Here is a 16,338-nt window from a genome sequence, read left to right as displayed (position 1 = left end):
GCTCCACAAGATCTGTACCGCCGTGACCACCGTACGGGCACGGCATGTCGCGGTGTGTGGCATTACCGGAATTGCCGCCGGGGCTCACTCCGGTCCGCGACCGGCGCGCGGCGGGGCCGTTCAGTCCTCGTGCCCCAGTTGGAGGTCCCGTTCGGTGCGGCCTCCGCCGGCGACCTGGAGAACGGTGGCGACCGGCGGGTAACCGGCGGCGATGACGGTGTACTCGCCGGACGCCAGGTCCACGAAGCGGAACGTGCCGTCGGGGCCGGTGGTGAGGGTGTCCACGACGTTGCCCGCCGCGTCCAGCAGCGTCACGCGCGCGTCCTCGACCGCCCGTCCGCCGCCGGCCCGCACGGTGCCGCGCAGCACCGCCCCTCCCGCGAGTTCGACGTCCTGGCGGGTCTCGCGGGCGGCCTGCACGGTCACGGGGAGGGCGGCGGGGCGGAACGCGGGCGCACTGGCGGCGAGGGTGTACTCGCCGGCCACCAGCTCGGTCATGACGTAGCCCCCCTCCCGGCCGCTGCGGGTGGTGGCGACGACCTCGCCGTGGACGTTGGTGAGCGTGACGATGGCGTCGCGCACCGGGGTGCCGTCGGCGGTGACGACGCTGCCCGCCAGGCGGCCCGCGCCGCCGAGGACGACGTCGAGGTCGACCGGCCGCTCGCCGACGGTCACGGAGACGGCCTGCGGCTGGTGGCCACCCGCGGCGGCGATCAGCACGTACGCCCCCGGGCCGGGTGTGGCCAGCGCGTACCGCCCGTCCTCGCCGCTGGCGCCCCGCCCGATCTGCTGCCCGGCGACGTCGATGAGGGTGAGCGCGGCGCGCGGCACGGCGGTCCCGTCGGAGTGCTGCACGGTGCCGCAGACCGGGATCCCGCCGGTGTGGGGCGCACGGGCCTGCGGGACGGCGGCCCTGGTGTGCGCTGCTTCCCGGGTGAGCGGGGCGGCGGTGGGGGCGTTGTGGGACACCAGTGGTTTCTCCTTGAGGAAGCAGGCGATGAGCAGGCCGAGGACGAGCACCGGCACCAGGTGGAGGAAGATGCCCGGCATGGCATCGGCGTAGGCCCGGACGTAGGCGTCGCGCAGCTCGGGCGGCAGGGTGCGCACGAGGTGCGGGGTGATCGACTCCGGGTCGGGCAGCGGTACGCCCGGGTGGGCGGGCAGGTGGGCTTCGAGCGCGTCGGCGAGCCTCCCGGCGAGGAGGGTGCCGAAGACGGCGGCGCCGACGCTGCCACCGATCTGCCGGAAGTAGTTGTTGGCGCTGGTGGCGGTGCCGAGGTCGGCGGGGCGGGCGGAGTTCTGCACGGCGAGGATCAGCACCGGCATCACCATGCCGATGCCGGCGCCGAGGACGGCCGTCCAGATCCCCAGGTGCAGCCGGGGCGTGCCGGGCTCGATGCGGGACAGCAGCCACATGCCGACGACGGACAGGGCCGAGCCGACGACGGGGTGGAGCCGGTAGCGGCCGGTGCGGCTGATGCGCCGGCCGGAGAGGATCGAGGCGCCCACGATGCCGGCCGTCATGGGCAGCATCAGCAGGCCGGACTCGGTGGCGGAGACCCCGTCGGCCATCTGGAGGTACGTCGGCAGGTAGCTCGCGGCGCCGAACAGGGCGACGCCCGTCACCAGGCCCACCAGACCGGTGACGTTGAAGACGGAGTCGCGGAACAGCCGCAGCGGGATGAGCGGTTCGGCGGCGAAGCGCTCGGCGAGCAGGAAGAGGAGGGTGGCCACCGCGGCGCCGGCGCCGAGCCCGAGGACGACGCGCGAGCCCCAGGCGTACTCGGTGCCGCCCCAACTGGTGAGCAGGACCAGGCAGGTGGAGGCGGCGGCCAGCAGCAGCGCGCCCAGGACGTCGAACCGGGGCCTGGCTGCCGGCTTGGGCAGCTTCAGCGCGAGGGCGACGACGACCAGGGTGAGGAGGCCGAAGGGCACGTTGACGTAGAAGCACCAGCGCCAGGACAGCTCGTCGGTGAAGTAGCCGCCGAGCAGGGGTCCGACGAGGGAGGCGACGCCGAAGGCGGCGCCGATCAGGCCCATGAAACGGCCGCGTTCCCGCGCGGGGACGATGTCCGCGGTGATCGCCTGGACACCGATCATCAGTCCGCCCGCGCCGGCGCCCTGCACCGCGCGGAAGGCGATGAGCTGGTCCATGGTCTGCGCCCGGCCGGCGAGCGCGGAGCCGGCGACGAAGACGACGATCGCGAACTGGAAGACGCTCTTGCGGCCGAGCAGGTCGCCGAGTTTGCCGTAGATCGGCAGGCCGACGGTGGAGGTGAGGAGGTAGGCGGTGATCGCCCAGGACATCCGGTCCAGGCCGTGCAGCTCGCCGGCGATCTTCGGGAGCGCGGTGGCGACGATCATCTGCTCCAGGGCGGCGAGCAGCATCGCCGGCAGCAGCGCGAAGAACACCAGCCGCACGCGGCGCGGGCTCGGAGCCGGCGGACCGGCCGGCGCCGGCGGGGGCCCTTCGACCTCGGGTGCCGTGACCGGTTCGTCCTGCGCCAGCGTGATCCCGCCCACGTTCCGCTCCCCTCGTCGCGCTGCCGTACGAATTCCCGCGTGAAAGCGACAACTCCGAGCAAGCGCGACGAGTTACGGCATACGGCCGGTTCGCGGGGACATCACCCGAACCGGTGAGAGGGGGCCAACGGCCCGTCCCTCACCGGCCCTTGAGGGTTCCCTACTTCTCGACCTCGGTGGCCAGCCGGGCCAGCAGGGCGTCATAAATGCGGGCGAGGCCCTTGGGGGCGAAGGTCCTCTCGAAGAAGCCCCCGATGCCGCCGGCACCCTGCCAGGTGGTGGTCACGACGACCCGGGACGTGCCCTCGCCGGCCGGTGTGACCCGCCAGATGGTCACCATGGAGGAGTTGCGGTCCTTCTCGACCAGCTCGCCGTCGCTCGGCTCGGTGACCTCGAGGAGGCAGTCGCGCACGCGCTTGCTGGTGGCCTGGAGCTTCCAGTGCACGAGAGTGCCCTCGCCGTCGCCGCCCTCGCGGACCTCGTACTCGCTGAAGTGTTCCGGCAGCACCTTGCGACGGGTGTCGCTGTAGTCGGCGAGGGCGTCGAACACCGTCTCCGCGTCCGCCGCGACGATCCGCTCCGTAGTGGCCTCGACCTGCGCCATCGCTGTCCTCCAGGACCTTGGTTCTCGGGGGTCGGGGCAAGCCAACCACCCCCGCGCCCGGCCGCCCAAATCGGAGGTCCGGAAGTGATCGGGACGGTGACCGAAGATGTCGCCCGCACGATCAAGGGAACATGTGTTCTATTCTGTGGGTCAGTGCTACCGAGGAGGCGTCATGCGCTGGGAGAACCTCACCACGGACTCCGGCCACAGCCGGGCCGACGCCGCGCTGTTCGGCGCGGAGGCGGTGGTCACGCGCACCTTCGACACGCCGGAGTTCCGCGGGATCACCTTCCACGAGATCCGGGCCCGCTCGATCGTCAATCGGGTGCCGGGGGCCTCCCGCATGCCGTTCGAGTGGACGGTGAACCCCTACCGGGGCTGCACGCACGCGTGCGTGTACTGCTTCGCCAGGAAGACGCACGGCTACCTCGACCTCGACACGGGCCTCGGCTTCGACTCCCAGATCGTGGTCAAGGTGAACGCCCCGGAGCTGCTGCGCCACCGGCTCGCCGCGCGCGGCTGGCACGGCGAGCACATTGCGATGGGCACGAACGTCGACTGCTACCAGCGCGCCGAGGGCCGCTACCGCCTGATGCCGGGCATCATCGCGGCCCTGCGCGACCACGCCAATCCCTTCTCCGTCCTCACCAAGGGCACGCTGATCCTGCGCGACCTGGAGCTGCTCAAGCAGGCCGCCGAGGTGACGGACGTCGGCATCTCGGTGTCGGTCGGCTTCACGGACACCGAGCTGTGGCGCACGGTGGAGCCGGGCGCGCCCGCGCCCGAGCGCCGGCTCGAGGTCGTGCGCACGCTCGCCGCGCACGGCATCGGGTGCGGGGTCCTGATGGCGCCGGTGATCCCGTTCCTGAGTGATCACCCGGCCCAGTTGCGGGCCACCGTACAAGCCGTCGCGGCCTCGGGCGCCACCTCCGTGACGCCCCTGGTGCTGCACCTGCGGCCGGGAGCCCGCGAGTGGTTCATGTCCTGGCTCGCCCGCCACCATCCGCACCTGGTCGACCGGTACGAGCGGCTGTACGCGTCGGGCGCCTACGCGCCCACGTGGTACCAGCGCCGGATCACGCGCCAGGTGCACGAACTGGCCCGGGAGTACGGCATCGGGCCGTCCCGTGCGGACATGCCGCGACGCATCCGCCGGCCGGAAGCGGCCGAGCCGCCGATGACCGAACCCACCCAACTGTCGTTCCTTTAGGAGCACAAGAGCCCGCCCGCTGACGCAATCGGGCCGAGAACTCGTCGAACAGGTCCACTCATCTCCCCTTCGGGAGGGTGCGCCGTGGGCCGCGTGGCCCTCCGCCCCTCCGCCCCGGGGTGGCCCGTGACACTCGCGCAGCCGTGCCGTGCGGCGCCGCCGCCGTCCCGGCCGGGAGCCCGACGGCCGTGCCCGCCGAGGCCGGCACCCCGCACCCGGCAGGCGCCCCGCACCGCGCGCAACCCGTGCGGAGCCGCGGGGAAGAAGCGCGCCACCGAGGACGGCCCGACGTACCAGTGCGCAACGCCGAAGCGTGCCGCCCGACCACGCCGACCCCGCCGGGCCGGAGATCACGCCGGGTTTTTCCGTTCCCGGCACACCGCGCGGTGTGCGGGGCTCCGGGCGCCCCGGAGCCGCCGACGGCCGCGGCCGCGTACACGACGGCACGCGGCGACCTCCGCACCGCCTGCCCGGCCTCCGCCGTCGGCACGACACACGGGCACCGGGCGCCTGACGAGCGGTCAGGGGCGGGGCGTCGCCGGACCGGTGGGTCACCATGGACGCATGAACGATTCGAGCGACCCGAGCGGTCCCACGAGAATCGCCGCCCCCGACGGTGTGGCCCCCGCCGCCCAGTACACCCATGTGGTCTCGGCCACCGGCCGCCTGGTCGCGGTGTCCGGCCAACTCCCCCTGGACGAGGACGGCGAGGTCGTCGGCGAGGGCGATCCGGCGGCCCAGGCCCGCCAGGTGTTCGAGAACCTGCGGCGCTGCCTGGCCGCCGCGGGAGCGACCTTCGACGACGTCGTCAAGCTCACCTACTTCGTCACGGACATGGCCCACCTGCCGGCCGTCCGCACCGCCCGCGCCGCCCACATACCCGACGACCGTCTCCCCGCCGCCTCCGCGGTCCAGGTCGCGGCGCTGGTCGCCCCCGCGTTCCTGCTGGAGGTCGAGGCCCTCGCGGTGGTCGGCCCGTGACCGCTGTCCGCCTCCGCGCCATGACCGTCGCCGACTGCGACCACGTGGCCCCGATCCGCGCACGCGGCTGGCGGCACGCCTACCGCGGTCTGGTGCCGCAGACCTACCTCGACGTCCTCGACATCCCGGCGGACGCCGAACGCCACCGCGCCCGCCTGGCCCGGGGGGACGGTCGCACGGTGGACCTGGTCGCCGAGAGCGGCACCGGCGAACTCGTCGGCTGGGTGGCCTTCGGGCCGTACCGGGAGGACGACGTACTCACTCGCGACGCCGAGGTGTACGCCCTGTACCTGAGCCCCGACCGCATCGGACACGGGGTGGGCCGTGCTCTGCTCACGGAGGCGGTCCACCGTTGCCGGGCCGCCGGCCACGCCCGCGTGTACCTGTGGGTCATCGAGGGCAACGCCCGCGCCCGCCGCTTCTACGAACGCGCCGGCTTCGCCGCGGACGGTGCCGAGGAGCCCTTCGACGTCGACGGGGTCGCGGTCCCCGAGGTGCGCTATGTGAAGGAGCTTCGCGGCTGAGCGGCGCCAGGGCCTGTCGTCCGGATCAGGACTGCGGGGAGGCGACGGCGTCCTGGGACCCGCGTCCGCGGCGTGGGCCGAACGACAGGCTTCAGCCGCGCTGTCCCGGGACGCGCCGGCCCGAGCCCCGTTGGCGGGGGATGCGGGCCAGGGCGCGTACCGCCGCCTCCGCCAGCGCCGGGTGGGCGAGGGCCTCGTCGAGAACCGGTTCGGCGCGGGGGTCGGCCAGTTCGCCCAGGCCCTCGACACAGGCCAGCGCCACGCGCCGGTAGGGGTCGTGCGGGCGGAGCCGGCGCCGCAACGTGGTGATCAGGGCCGGCACGGCCTCGGGCGCGCGGAGGTGGACCAGCAGGCGGACCGGGTGCAGGGCGTAGGCGACCCGCAGTTCGTTGGTGGCGAGGGCGGCCGCCGCTCGGGCGGTGCGCGGGTCACCGAGCCGGGCGAGGGCGTACGCGGCGGAGGCACAGCGCGGGGGGTCGCGGTGGTTGAGGAGGAGGACCAGGGCCTCGAAGGCCCGCCGGTCCCCGGCGAGCCCCAGCCGGAACGCGGCCAGCTCACGGGCCCACAGCGGCTGTCCGGATTCGGTCAGCACCGCGGCCAGCGTGTCGGGGTCGTCCGTCGCCACGAGACGGTCGTACGCCGCCGGCCCTCCCGACTCGGCCCGTAAGCGCTCCGTGAGCGATCGCAACTCTTCGTCCATGCCCTCAGAGGGTAGGGGCGCGGCCCGCCGCTCGGGACGTACATCACAAACCTGGGGGCTGGCGCGCTCGTTACCCGCAAGTTAAGCTCAGACGAGCGAGTTACCCACTCGCACCCCTCTCGGCGGTCTGGTGACGCGGCCGCCGCGAGCAGCAGTCGGTTCGGTACGTCTGTACCGCAGTACGGCTCGGCCCCGGGACAGGGCCGGTCGGACCCGCCGTCGTGGCCGGGCGTGTGCACGCCCCCCGCGGACGGCACCGGGCGTGTGCGCTCGCAGCCCGGCCAACACCCGCACCTTTCCACGCACCCGGTGCGCCGCTTCGGCGCACCGGGGCGCGTTTCCCGTCGTCACCCTCATTCCTGGAGTCCCGCGATGGCCACTCCCCTGTCCGACACCTCCCTGTCCCCGCTGAAGACCGTCGCCGTCGTCGGCCTCGGCACGATGGGCACCGGCATCGCCGAGGTCCTGGCCAAGGCCGGCCGCACGGTCGTCGGCATCGACATCAGCGAGGCCCAGGCCGCCACGTGCGTCGCCGCCCTGGAGTCCTCCACCGCCCGTGCCGTGGAGCGCGGGCGCCTGACCGAGCAGGAGCGCGCCGAGCTCCTCGCCCGCGTGTCCGTCTCCACCGACCTGGTCACCGCGGCCGCGGCCGATCTGGTGATCGAGGTGGTGCCGGAGTCGTACGAGGTCAAGCAGGGGATCTTCCGGGAGCTCGACGGGATCGTGCGTCCCGAGACCATCCTGGCGACCGGCACCAACGCCCTGTCCGTGACCCGGCTCGCGGCCGATTCGGCGCGTCCCGAGCGGGTCCTCGGGATGCACTTCTTCAACCCGGCCCCGGCGATGAAGCTGGTGGAGATCGTCTCGAGCGTGCTGACCGCACCGGCGGCCGTCACCGCGGTGACCAACCTGGCCCTGGACCTGGGCAAGGAGCCCGTCGCGGTCGGTGACCGGCCGGGATTCGTCGCCGACGGTCTGCTGTTCGGCTACCTCAACCAGGCCGCCGCGATGTACGAGGCCAACTACGCCTCCCGCGAGGACATCGACGCCGCGATGCGGCTCGGCTGCGGTCTGCCCATGGGCCCGCTGGCGCTGCTCGACATGATCGGCATCGACACCGCGCGCACCGTCCTGGAGGCCATGTACGCCGCCTCCCACGACCGGCTGCACGCCCCCGCCCCGATCCTCAAGCAGCTCAGCGAGGCGGGCCTGACCGGCCGCAAGGCGGGGCGCGGCTTCTACACGTACGAGGCGCCCGGCAGCGCCACCGTGGTGCCGGACGGGCTGACCCCGGTGGAGGGCGGCGGCCCGGTCGCGGGCCGCCCCGTCGCCTCGGTGGGTGTCGCGGGCTCGGGCACCATGGCCTCCGGGATCGCCGAGGTCTTCGCCAAGGCCGGCTACGAGGTGGTCCTGGCGGCTCGCAGCGAGGAGAAGGCCCAGGTCGCCAAGGCGCGCATCGGCAAGTCGCTGGCCCGCTCCGTCGACAGGGGCCGGATGACCGCCGAGGCCGCCGCCCAGACCCTGGAGCGGATCCGGCCGACGGGCACCTACGAGGACTTCGCCGACGTCGACCTCGCGGTCGAGGCGGTCGCCGAGGACCTCGAGGTCAAGCGGCAGCTGTTCGCGACGCTGGACAAGGTCTGCAAGCCGGGCGCGGTGCTCGCCACCACCACCTCCTCGCTCCCGGTCGTCGCCTGTGCCCGCGCCACCTCGCGGCCGCAGGACGTGATCGGCATGCACTTCTTCAACCCGGCGCCGGCGATGAAGCTGGTCGAGGTCGTCCGCACGGTGCTGACCGCCGACGACGTGCACGCCACGGTCCGCGAGGTGTGCGTCAGGATCCGCAAGCACGCCGTGGACTGCGGCGACCGGGCCGGGTTCATCGTCAACGCCCTGCTGTTCCCGTACCTGAACAACGCGATCAAGATGGTGCAGGAGCACTACGCCTCGCTCGACGACATCGACGCCGCGATGAAGCTGGGCGGCGGCTACCCGATGGGCCCCTTCGAACTGCTGGACGTCGTCGGGCTGGACGTCTCGCTCGCCATCGAGAAGGTGCTGCACCGCGAATTCCGCGACCCGGGGCTCGCCCCGGCCCCGCTGCTGGAGCACCTGGTGGCCGCGGGCTGCCTCGGCCGCAAGACCGGCCGTGGCTTCCGCGAATATGCCAAGCGCTGAGCGGCGCCCCGGCGACCGGTTGCGGGCCGGTGCGGAGTGGGGCGGGCTGCTCGGCCCCGACCGGTTCGCACCGCCCGCCGGCAGCACCCCTCCCCCGCCCGCCGAGGGCGGGGGAACCCGTGGTCACGCGCACCGAGCTGCGCACATGCAGTACGTTCGGGGCATGTCCCAGCCCGCCAAGTCCGCACGTACGCCCGCCACGACCGAGCCGCCGGAGAGTGCCGCAGGAAATCGCGCCGCCGCCCAGCGGCTGAAAATGCGCCGGGAACTGGCGGCCGCCGCGATGGAGCTGTTCGCGACGAAGGGGTACGAGGCGACCACCGTCGACGAGATCGCGGCCCAGGCCGGCGTCGCCCGCCGCACCTTCTTCCGTCACTTCCGCTCCAAGGAAGAGGCGATCTTCCCGGACCACGACGACACCCTGGTCCGCGCCGAGGCGGTACTCAACGCGGCGCCCCCGCACGAGCATCCGCTCGACACCGTGTGCCGCGGCATCAAAGAGGTCATGAAGATGTACGCGGCGCGGCCGGAGATCTCGGTGGCCCGCTACAAGCTCACGCGCGAGGTGCCCACGCTGCGCGAGGCGGAGATCGCCTCGGTGGCCCGCTACGAACGCCTCTTCACCCGTTATCTGCTCGGCCACTTCGACGAGCACGCGCACCACGATGCCGGGAACGACGACCCGCTGCTGGCCGAGGTGGCGGCCTCCGCCGTGGTCACCGCCCACAACCACGTGCTGCGGCGCTGGCTCCGGGCCGGTGGTCAGGGCGACGTCGAGGCGCAGCTGGACCACGCCTTCGCGATCGTCCGGAAGACCTTCGGCAGCGGCATCATGGCGGGCCGCGGTACCGCGCCGGCGGAGCCGCCGGCGGCCTCGGCGACGACGCACGGCGAGGTGCTGGTCACGGTGGCCCGTACCGACGCCCCGCTGGACGAGGTGATGCGGACCATCGAGCAGGCGCTGAAGGAGCGCTGAGGAGCCTTCCGGGAGCGCCTGCCGGCGCATCGCCCCTGTGCGATCCGGCACCCCGCCGCTGTGATGACGGCCACCCCACCGGGTGGCCGTTTTGCCATGTCAGGGGCCCTTTTCGCACCGCTTTCCGGGGCCCTTCGATCGATCATCGCTCATCTGTTACGTAAAGATTTCATCTGAGAGCAAGTTCTGGCACGCAGTGCCTTGCCGGATGACACGGCGTGCCATACGTTGAAGGAGTTCCGGGCACTGTCCCGGCGGGCTCCCCGCCCGCTCGCCCGGACGCCTGCGTCACAGGCACCCCTCCCGCGCCACAAAGCGCTGCCGAAAGCACCACCGCCGAACCGACGGCACCCCCAACCCTCAGCAGCACCGACGCAACCCTCAGCGCCCCTCCCCCGGGGCGCTCATCGCCGGAGGCAACACCGTGACCGTGAAGGACATCCTGGCCGCGATCCAGTCGCCCGACTCCACGTCGGAGGACTTCGCCGCCCTCCCGCTCCCCGAGTCGTACCGCGCGATCACCGTGCACAAGGACGAGACGGAGATGTTCGCCGGGCTCTCCACGCGCGACAAGGACCCCCGCAAGTCGATCCACCTGGACGAGGTGCCGCTGCCCGAGCTCGGGCCGGGCGAGGCCCTGGTGGCCGTCATGGCCTCGTCGGTCAACTACAACTCGGTGTGGACCTCGATCTTCGAGCCGCTGTCGACGTTCGGCTTCCTGGAGCGCTACGGCCGCACCAGCGAGCTGGCCAAGCGCCACGACCTGCCGTACCACATCATCGGCTCCGACCTCGCGGGCGTCGTCCTGCGCACCGGCCCGGGCGTCAACGCCTGGCGGCCCGGTGACGAGGTCGTGGCGCACTGCCTGTCCGTCGAGCTGGAGTCGTCCGACGGCCACAACGACACCATGCTCGACCCCGAGCAGCGGATCTGGGGCTTCGAGACCAACTTCGGCGGCCTCGCCGAGATCGCCCTGGTCAAGTCCAACCAGCTGATGCCGAAGCCGGACCACCTCACCTGGGAGGAGGCCGCCGCCCCCGGCCTGGTCAACTCCACCGCCTACCGGCAGCTGGTCTCCCGCAACGGCGCCGCCATGAAGCAGGGCGACAACGTGCTCATCTGGGGCGCGAGCGGCGGACTCGGCAGCTACGCCACGCAGTTCGCGCTGGCCGGCGGCGCCAACCCGATCTGTGTCGTCTCCTCGCCGCAGAAGGCGGAGATCTGCCGGTCCATGGGCGCCGAGGCGATCATCGACCGCAACGCCGAGGGCTACAAGTTCTGGAAGGACGAGAACACCCAGGACCCCAAGGAGTGGAAGCGCTTCGGCAAGCGCATCCGCGAACTCACCGGCGGCGAGGACATCGACATCGTCTTCGAGCACCCCGGCCGCGAGACCTTCGGCGCGAGCGTCTTCGTCACCCGCAAGGGCGGCACCATCACCACCTGCGCCTCCACCTCGGGCTACATGCACGAGTACGACAACCGCTACCTGTGGATGTCGCTGAAGCGGATCATCGGCTCGCACTTCGCCAACTACCGCGAGGCCTGGGAGGCCAACCGGCTCATCGCGAAGGGCAAGATCCACCCGACCCTGTCGAAGGTGTACTCCCTGGAGGACACCGGCCAGGCCGCCTACGACGTGCACCGCAACCTCCACCAGGGCAAGGTCGGCGTGCTGTGCCTCGCCCCCGAGGAGGGCCTGGGCGTGCACGACCACGAGAAGCGCGCCAAGCACATCGACGCCATCAACCGCTTCCGGAACATCTGAGGGCACACATGAGTGAGCGTCAGCCCGCCGACGGGCGGCGGGAGAAGGACCGGCCGTGGCTCATGCGGACCTACGCCGGTCACTCCACGGCCGAGGCGTCCAACGAGCTGTACCGGCGCAACCTCGCCAAGGGCCAGACCGGTCTGTCGGTCGCGTTCGACCTGCCGACGCAGACCGGCTACGACCCCGACCACGTCCTCGCCCGCGGCGAGGTCGGCCGGGTCGGGGTGCCGGTCTCGCACCTCGGTGACATGCGCCGGCTGTTCCAGGACATCCCCCTGGAGCAGATGAACACCTCGATGACCATCAACGCCACCGCCATGTGGCTGCTGGCGCTCTACCAGGTCGTCGCGGAGGAGCAGGGCGCGGACGTCACCAAGCTCCAGGGCACGACCCAGAACGACATCGTGAAGGAGTACCTGTCCCGGGGGACGCACGTCTTCCCGCCGGCGCCGTCGCTCCGCCTCACGACGGACATGATCGCGTACACGGTCTCCCACATGCCGAAGTGGAACCCGATCAACATCTGCAGCTACCACCTGCAGGAGGCGGGCGCCACACCGGTCCAGGAGATCGCGTACGCGATGTCCACCGCGATCGCCGTCCTCGACGCCGTGCGCGACAGCGGTCAGGTGCCGCAGGAGCGCATGGGCGACGTCGTGGGCCGCATCTCCTTCTTCGTGAACGCGGGTGTCCGCTTCGTCGAGGAGATGTGCAAGATGCGGGCGTTCGGCCGCATCTGGGACCGCGTCACCCGCGAGCGGTACGGCATCGAGAACCCCAAGCACCGCCGCTTCCGTTACGGCGTCCAGGTCAACTCCCTCGGCCTGACCGAGGCACAGCCGGAGAACAACGTCCAGCGGATCGTGCTGGAGATGCTGGCGGTCACCCTCTCCAAGGACGCCCGCGCGCGTGCCGTGCAGCTGCCGGCCTGGAACGAGGCCCTGGGCCTGCCCCGCCCCTGGGACCAGCAGTGGTCGCTGCGCATCCAGCAGGTCCTCGCCTACGAGAGCGACCTGCTCGAGTACGACGACATCTTCGAGGGCTCGAAGGTGATCGAGGCCAAGGTCGAGCAGCTGGTCGAGGAGTCGCTCGCGGAGATCGAGCGGATCCAGGAGATGGGCGGCGCGATGGCGGCCGTGGAGTCCGGCTACCTCAAGTCGCAGCTGGTCGCCTCGCACGCCGAGCGCCGGGCCAGGATCGAGTCCGGCCAGGAGAAGATCGTCGGCGTCAACATCTTCGAGGGCACCGAGCCGAACCCGCTGACCGCCGACCTGGACACCGCGATCCAGACCGTGGACCCGGCGGTCGAGGCACGGGTCATCGCCTCGCTCCAGCACTGGCGCGACACCCGCTACCAGCCGCCCTTCAACCACCCCCGCCCCTGCAAGGCGCTGGAGCGGCTGAAGGAGGCTGCGCGCGGCACCGACAACCTCATGGAGGCCACCCTGGAGTGCGCCCGCGCCGGCGTCACGACCGGCGAGTGGGCCGGGGCGCTGCGCGAGGTGTTCGGCGAGTTCCGCGCCCCGACGGGCGTCTCCTCGGCGCCGGTCGCAGTGACCGCCGAGGAGGGCACCGCGATGGCCGAGGTTCGCCGCAAGGTGGAGCTGACCGCCCGGGACCTCGGCGTCGGCAAGCTCCGCTTCCTGGTGGGCAAGCCGGGCCTGGACGGGCACTCCAACGGCGCCGAGCAGATCGCCGTGCGCGCCCGCGACGCCGGGTTCGAAGTGGTCTACCAGGGCATCCGGCTCACCCCGGAGCAGATCGTGGACGCGGCGCTCGCCGAGGACGTCCACGCAGTGGGCCTGTCCATCCTCTCCGGCTCGCACGCCCAGCTGGTCCCGGACGTGCTCGAACGGCTCCGTGTGGCCGGTGCCACAGATATACCGGTGATCGCCGGTGGCATCATCCCGAACGGTGACGCCGAACAGCTGCGGGCCGCCGGAGTGGCCGCGGTCTTCACCCCGAAGGACTTCGACATCACCGGGATCATCGGCCGCATCGTCGACGAGATCCGCACAGCGAACAAGCTCGACCCCCTGGAGGTCCCCGCATGACGACCGTGAACCGCCTTCGACCCCGGCGCTCCTGCCTCGCGGTCCCGGGAAGCAACCCCCGCTTCCTGGAGAAGGCCCAGGGCCTCCCGGCGGACCAGGTCTTCCTGGACCTGGAGGACGCGTGCGCCCCGCTCGCCAAGCCCGAGGCGCGGCACACCATCGTCAAGTTCCTCAACGAGGGCGACTGGACCGGCAAGACCCGCGTCGTGCGCGTCAACGACTGGACGACCGAGTGGACGTACCGCGACGTCGTCACGGTCGTGGAGGGCGCCGGCCAGAACCTCGACTGCATCATGCTGCCGAAGGTCCAGGACGCCCAGCAGGTCGTCGCCCTCGACCTGCTGCTGACCCAGATCGAGAAGACCATGGGCTTCGAGGTCGGCAAGATCGGCATCGAGGCGCAGATCGAGAACGCGCAGGGTCTCAACAATGTCAACGAGATCGCCCAGGCTTCCCAGCGCCTGGAGACGATCATCTTCGGCCCGGCCGACTTCATGGCCTCCATCAACATGAAGTCGCTGGTGGTCGGCGAGCAGCCGCCCGGTTACCCGGCGGACGCCTACCACTACATCCTGATGAAGATCCTGATGGCCGCCCGCGCCAACAACCTCCAGGCCATCGACGGCCCCTACCTCCAGATCCGCAACGTCGACGGTTACCGCGCGGTCGCCCAGCGCGCCGCCGCGCTCGGCTTCGACGGCAAGTGGGTGCTGCACCCGGGCCAGGTGGAGGCGTCCAACGAGATCTTCTCGCCGTCGCAGGAGGACTACGACCACGCCGAGCTGATCCTGGACGCGTACGACTACTACACGTCCGAGGCCGGCGGCAAGAAGGGCTCCGCGATGCTCGGCGACGAGATGATCGACGAGGCCAGCCGCAAGATGGCCCTGGTCATCGCGGGCAAGGGACGCGCGGCCGGCATGCAGCGCACCAGCAAGTTCGAGATTCCCACCGACTAGAAGGGCGCTGAGCGCGATGCAGTTCGGACGCACCTACGAGGAGTTCGAGGTCGGGGCGACGTACAAGCACTGGCCGGGCAAGACGGTCACCGAGTACGACGACCACCTGTTCTGTCTCCTCACCATGAACCACCACCCGCTCCACATGGACACGAACTATGCGGAGAAGACGACGGACTTCGGCAAGAACGTCGTCGTCGGGAACTACATCTACTCCCTGCTGCTCGGCATGAGCGTGCCGGACATCTCCGGCAAGGCGATCGCCAACCTGGAGATCGAGTCGCTCAGGCACGTGGCGCCGACCTTCCACGGCGACACCATCTACGGCGAGACGACCGTGCTCGACAAGTGGCCGTCGAAGTCGAAGAACGACCGCGGCATCGTGTATGTCGAGACCCAGGGCTACAAGCAGGACGGCACGCTGGTGTGCGTGTTCCGCCGCAAGGTCATGGTGCCGACCGAGACGTACATCAAGGAGCGCGGCGGCGAGCAGCCCGGCCGCCCGGAGCTGAAGCAGCAGGAGAAGTAATGGCCCGCCTCGCCCAGACCGCCGGTCTGACCGACGTCCAGCAGGAGATCCTCGCCACCGTCCGCGACTTCGTGGACAAGGAGATCATCCCGGTCGCGACCGAGCTGGAGCACCGCGACGAGTACCCTCAGCAGATCGTCGACGGGCTCAAGGAGCTCGGCCTGTTCGGTCTGATGATCCCCGAGGAGTACGGGGGCCTGGGCGAGTCGCTGCTCACCTACGCGCTGTGCGTGGAGGAGATCGCCCGCGGCTGGATGTCGGTGTCCGGCATCATCAACACGCACTTCATCGTGGCGTACATGCTCAAGCAGCACGGCACGCAGGAGCAGAAGGACCACTTCCTCCCGAGGATGGCGGCCGGCGACATCCGTGGCGCCTTCTCGATGTCGGAGCCGGCCCTCGGCTCCGATGTGTCGGCGATCACGTCGAAGGCGGTCAAGGACGGCGACGAGTACGTCCTCAACGGCCAGAAGATGTGGCTGACGAACGGCGGCACGTCGTCCCTGGTGGCCGTTCTGGTCCGAAGTGACGAAGGACACGCCGAGGGCACGGCGCCCCACAAGTCGATGACGACCTTCCTCGTGGAGAAGGAGCCCGGTTTCGGCGAGGTCCGCCCCGGCCTCACCATCCCGGGCAAGATCGACAAGATGGGCTACAAGGGTGTCGACACCACCGAGCTCATCATGGACGGCCTGCGTGTTCCCGCGAATCGGGTGCTCGGCGGGGTCACCGGCCGAGGTTTTTACCACATGATGGACGGCGTGGAGGTCGGCCGGGTCAACGTGGCGGCACGTGGCTGCGGCGTCGCTCAGCGTGCCTTCGAGCTCGGCGTCCAGTACGCCCAGCAGCGCCACACCTTCGGCAAGCCGATCGCCCAGCACCAGGCGATCCAGTTCAAGCTCGCCGAGATGGCTACCAAGGTGGAGGCCGCGCATGCGATGATGGTCAACGCAGCACGCAAAAAGGACTCCGGGGAACGAAACGACCTTGAAGCAGGGATGGCGAAGTACCTCGCCTCCGAATACTGCAAGGAGGTCGTGGAGGACGCCTTCCGGATCCACGGCGGCTACGGCTTCTCCAAGGAGTACGAGATCGAGCGCCTCTACCGCGAGGCTCCGATGCTGCTGATCGGTGAAGGTACCGCCGAGATCCAGAAAATGATCATCGGCAGGCGCCTGCTCGAGGAGTATCGATTCCAGGGCTAGATGTCCGGATACGGGGTGTTTTCTTGGAAAACAGGATCACACCCCGTCAGCACTCTTCGGCCGCCGACTCGGTTTCCTGGCTTACCCAGTTGCGGCCCGGAGCCGCTACGATCGCCGGAAAGCC

General features: G+C 71.0%; 13 protein-coding genes. 10 read left to right on the top strand and 3 right to left on the bottom strand.

The features are described 5' to 3' along the window. Nucleotides 1–120 precede the first annotated feature (120 nt). On the bottom strand, nucleotides 121–2,523 hold the full coding sequence (locus tag ACFYOV_RS10315; RefSeq protein WP_389085290.1) for an MFS transporter: 2,403 nt from the start codon (nucleotides 2,521–2,523) through the stop codon (nucleotides 121–123). A gap of 160 nt (nucleotides 2,524–2,683) precedes the next feature. Further along, a complete protein-coding gene (locus tag ACFYOV_RS10310) occupies nucleotides 2,684–3,127 on the bottom strand; it encodes an SRPBCC family protein (protein WP_389085288.1) in 444 nt (147 codons plus the stop codon). A gap of 172 nt (nucleotides 3,128–3,299) precedes the next feature. Here ACFYOV_RS10310 and ACFYOV_RS10305 point away from each other — a divergent pair, with 172 nt between their 5' ends. From ACFYOV_RS10305 to ACFYOV_RS10295, 3 genes are all read left to right on the top strand, one after another. Continuing rightward, a complete protein-coding gene (locus ACFYOV_RS10305; RefSeq protein WP_389085285.1) occupies nucleotides 3,300–4,337 on the top strand; it encodes an Rv2578c family radical SAM protein in 1,038 nt (345 codons plus the stop codon). Nucleotides 4,338–4,901: 564 nt separating this feature from the next. Further along, nucleotides 4,902–5,318, top strand: a complete 417-nt coding sequence (locus tag ACFYOV_RS10300; protein ID WP_389085283.1) for a RidA family protein — start codon at nucleotides 4,902–4,904, stop codon at nucleotides 5,316–5,318. A 20-nt stretch (nucleotides 5,319–5,338) separates the two neighbouring features. Further along, on the top strand, nucleotides 5,339–5,842 hold the full coding sequence (locus tag ACFYOV_RS10295; protein WP_389085648.1) for a GNAT family N-acetyltransferase: 504 nt from the start codon (nucleotides 5,339–5,341) through the stop codon (nucleotides 5,840–5,842). A 91-nt stretch (nucleotides 5,843–5,933) separates the two neighbouring features. Here ACFYOV_RS10295 and ACFYOV_RS10290 read toward each other — a convergent pair whose 3' ends face one another. Then, nucleotides 5,934–6,542 (bottom strand): adenylosuccinate lyase, encoded by a 609-nt coding sequence (locus ACFYOV_RS10290; protein ID WP_389085280.1) that lies wholly within the window; start codon nucleotides 6,540–6,542, stop codon nucleotides 5,934–5,936. A gap of 372 nt (nucleotides 6,543–6,914) precedes the next feature. Here ACFYOV_RS10290 and ACFYOV_RS10285 point away from each other — a divergent pair, with 372 nt between their 5' ends. From ACFYOV_RS10285 to ACFYOV_RS10255, 7 genes are all read left to right on the top strand, one after another. Further along, nucleotides 6,915–8,720 (top strand): 3-hydroxyacyl-CoA dehydrogenase family protein, encoded by a 1,806-nt coding sequence (locus ACFYOV_RS10285; RefSeq protein ID WP_389085278.1) that lies wholly within the window; start codon nucleotides 6,915–6,917, stop codon nucleotides 8,718–8,720. A 163-nt stretch (nucleotides 8,721–8,883) separates the two neighbouring features. Then, nucleotides 8,884–9,696 carry a TetR family transcriptional regulator gene (locus ACFYOV_RS10280; RefSeq protein WP_389085275.1) on the top strand — a complete coding sequence of 271 codons (813 nt, stop codon included), beginning with the start codon at nucleotides 8,884–8,886 and terminating at the stop codon, nucleotides 9,694–9,696. A gap of 430 nt (nucleotides 9,697–10,126) precedes the next feature. Continuing rightward, nucleotides 10,127–11,464 (top strand): crotonyl-CoA carboxylase/reductase, encoded by a 1,338-nt coding sequence (gene ccrA / locus ACFYOV_RS10275; RefSeq protein ID WP_389085645.1) that lies wholly within the window; start codon nucleotides 10,127–10,129, stop codon nucleotides 11,462–11,464. 8 nt (nucleotides 11,465–11,472) lie between these two features. Next, on the top strand, nucleotides 11,473–13,521 hold the full coding sequence (locus ACFYOV_RS10270) for a protein meaA (protein WP_389085273.1): 2,049 nt from the start codon (nucleotides 11,473–11,475) through the stop codon (nucleotides 13,519–13,521). Then, nucleotides 13,518–14,480, top strand: coding sequence for an HpcH/HpaI aldolase/citrate lyase family protein (locus tag ACFYOV_RS10265; protein ID WP_389085270.1), 963 nt, complete (start codon nucleotides 13,518–13,520; stop codon nucleotides 14,478–14,480). The genes ACFYOV_RS10270 and ACFYOV_RS10265 overlap by 4 nt, the downstream gene beginning before the upstream one ends. A 16-nt stretch (nucleotides 14,481–14,496) precedes the next feature. Further along, nucleotides 14,497–15,009: a MaoC family dehydratase gene (locus tag ACFYOV_RS10260; protein ID WP_389085268.1), complete on the top strand. Its 513-nt coding sequence runs from the start codon at nucleotides 14,497–14,499 to the stop codon at nucleotides 15,007–15,009. After that, nucleotides 15,009–16,214: an acyl-CoA dehydrogenase family protein gene (locus tag ACFYOV_RS10255; protein WP_389085266.1), complete on the top strand. Its 1,206-nt coding sequence runs from the start codon at nucleotides 15,009–15,011 to the stop codon at nucleotides 16,212–16,214. The genes ACFYOV_RS10260 and ACFYOV_RS10255 overlap by 1 nt, the downstream gene beginning before the upstream one ends. Nucleotides 16,215–16,338 lie beyond the last annotated feature (124 nt).

The sequence above is a fragment of the Streptomyces sp. NPDC005931 genome (assembly GCF_042871235.1).
GTDB lineage: Bacteria > Actinomycetota > Actinomycetes > Streptomycetales > Streptomycetaceae > Streptomyces.
Note: the sequence above shows the minus strand (reverse complement) of the source record. Positions and strands in the feature narration are given on the sequence as shown.

Bases quoted from the DNA above. Each gene is read 5' to 3' on its own strand.
- ACFYOV_RS10270 (WP_389085273.1), top strand. From the start codon at position 11,473: ATGAGTGAGCGTCAGCCCGCCGACGGGCGGCGGGAGAAGGACCGGCCG.
- ACFYOV_RS10260 (WP_389085268.1), top strand. From the start codon at position 14,497: ATGCAGTTCGGACGCACCTACGAGGAGTTCGAGGTCGGGGCGACGTAC.
- ACFYOV_RS10305 (WP_389085285.1), top strand. From the start codon at position 3,300: ATGCGCTGGGAGAACCTCACCACGGACTCCGGCCACAGCCGGGCCGAC.
- ACFYOV_RS10265 (WP_389085270.1), top strand. From the start codon at position 13,518: ATGACGACCGTGAACCGCCTTCGACCCCGGCGCTCCTGCCTCGCGGTC.
- ACFYOV_RS10290 (WP_389085280.1), bottom strand. From the start codon at position 6,542: ATGGACGAAGAGTTGCGATCGCTCACGGAGCGCTTACGGGCCGAGTCG.
- ACFYOV_RS10295 (WP_389085648.1), top strand. From the start codon at position 5,339: ATGACCGTCGCCGACTGCGACCACGTGGCCCCGATCCGCGCACGCGGC.
- ACFYOV_RS10300 (WP_389085283.1), top strand. From the start codon at position 4,902: ATGAACGATTCGAGCGACCCGAGCGGTCCCACGAGAATCGCCGCCCCC.
- ACFYOV_RS10280 (WP_389085275.1), top strand. From the start codon at position 8,884: ATGTCCCAGCCCGCCAAGTCCGCACGTACGCCCGCCACGACCGAGCCG.
- ACFYOV_RS10255 (WP_389085266.1), top strand. From the start codon at position 15,009: ATGGCCCGCCTCGCCCAGACCGCCGGTCTGACCGACGTCCAGCAGGAG.
- ACFYOV_RS10285 (WP_389085278.1), top strand. From the start codon at position 6,915: ATGGCCACTCCCCTGTCCGACACCTCCCTGTCCCCGCTGAAGACCGTC.
- ACFYOV_RS10310 (WP_389085288.1), bottom strand. From the start codon at position 3,127: ATGGCGCAGGTCGAGGCCACTACGGAGCGGATCGTCGCGGCGGACGCG.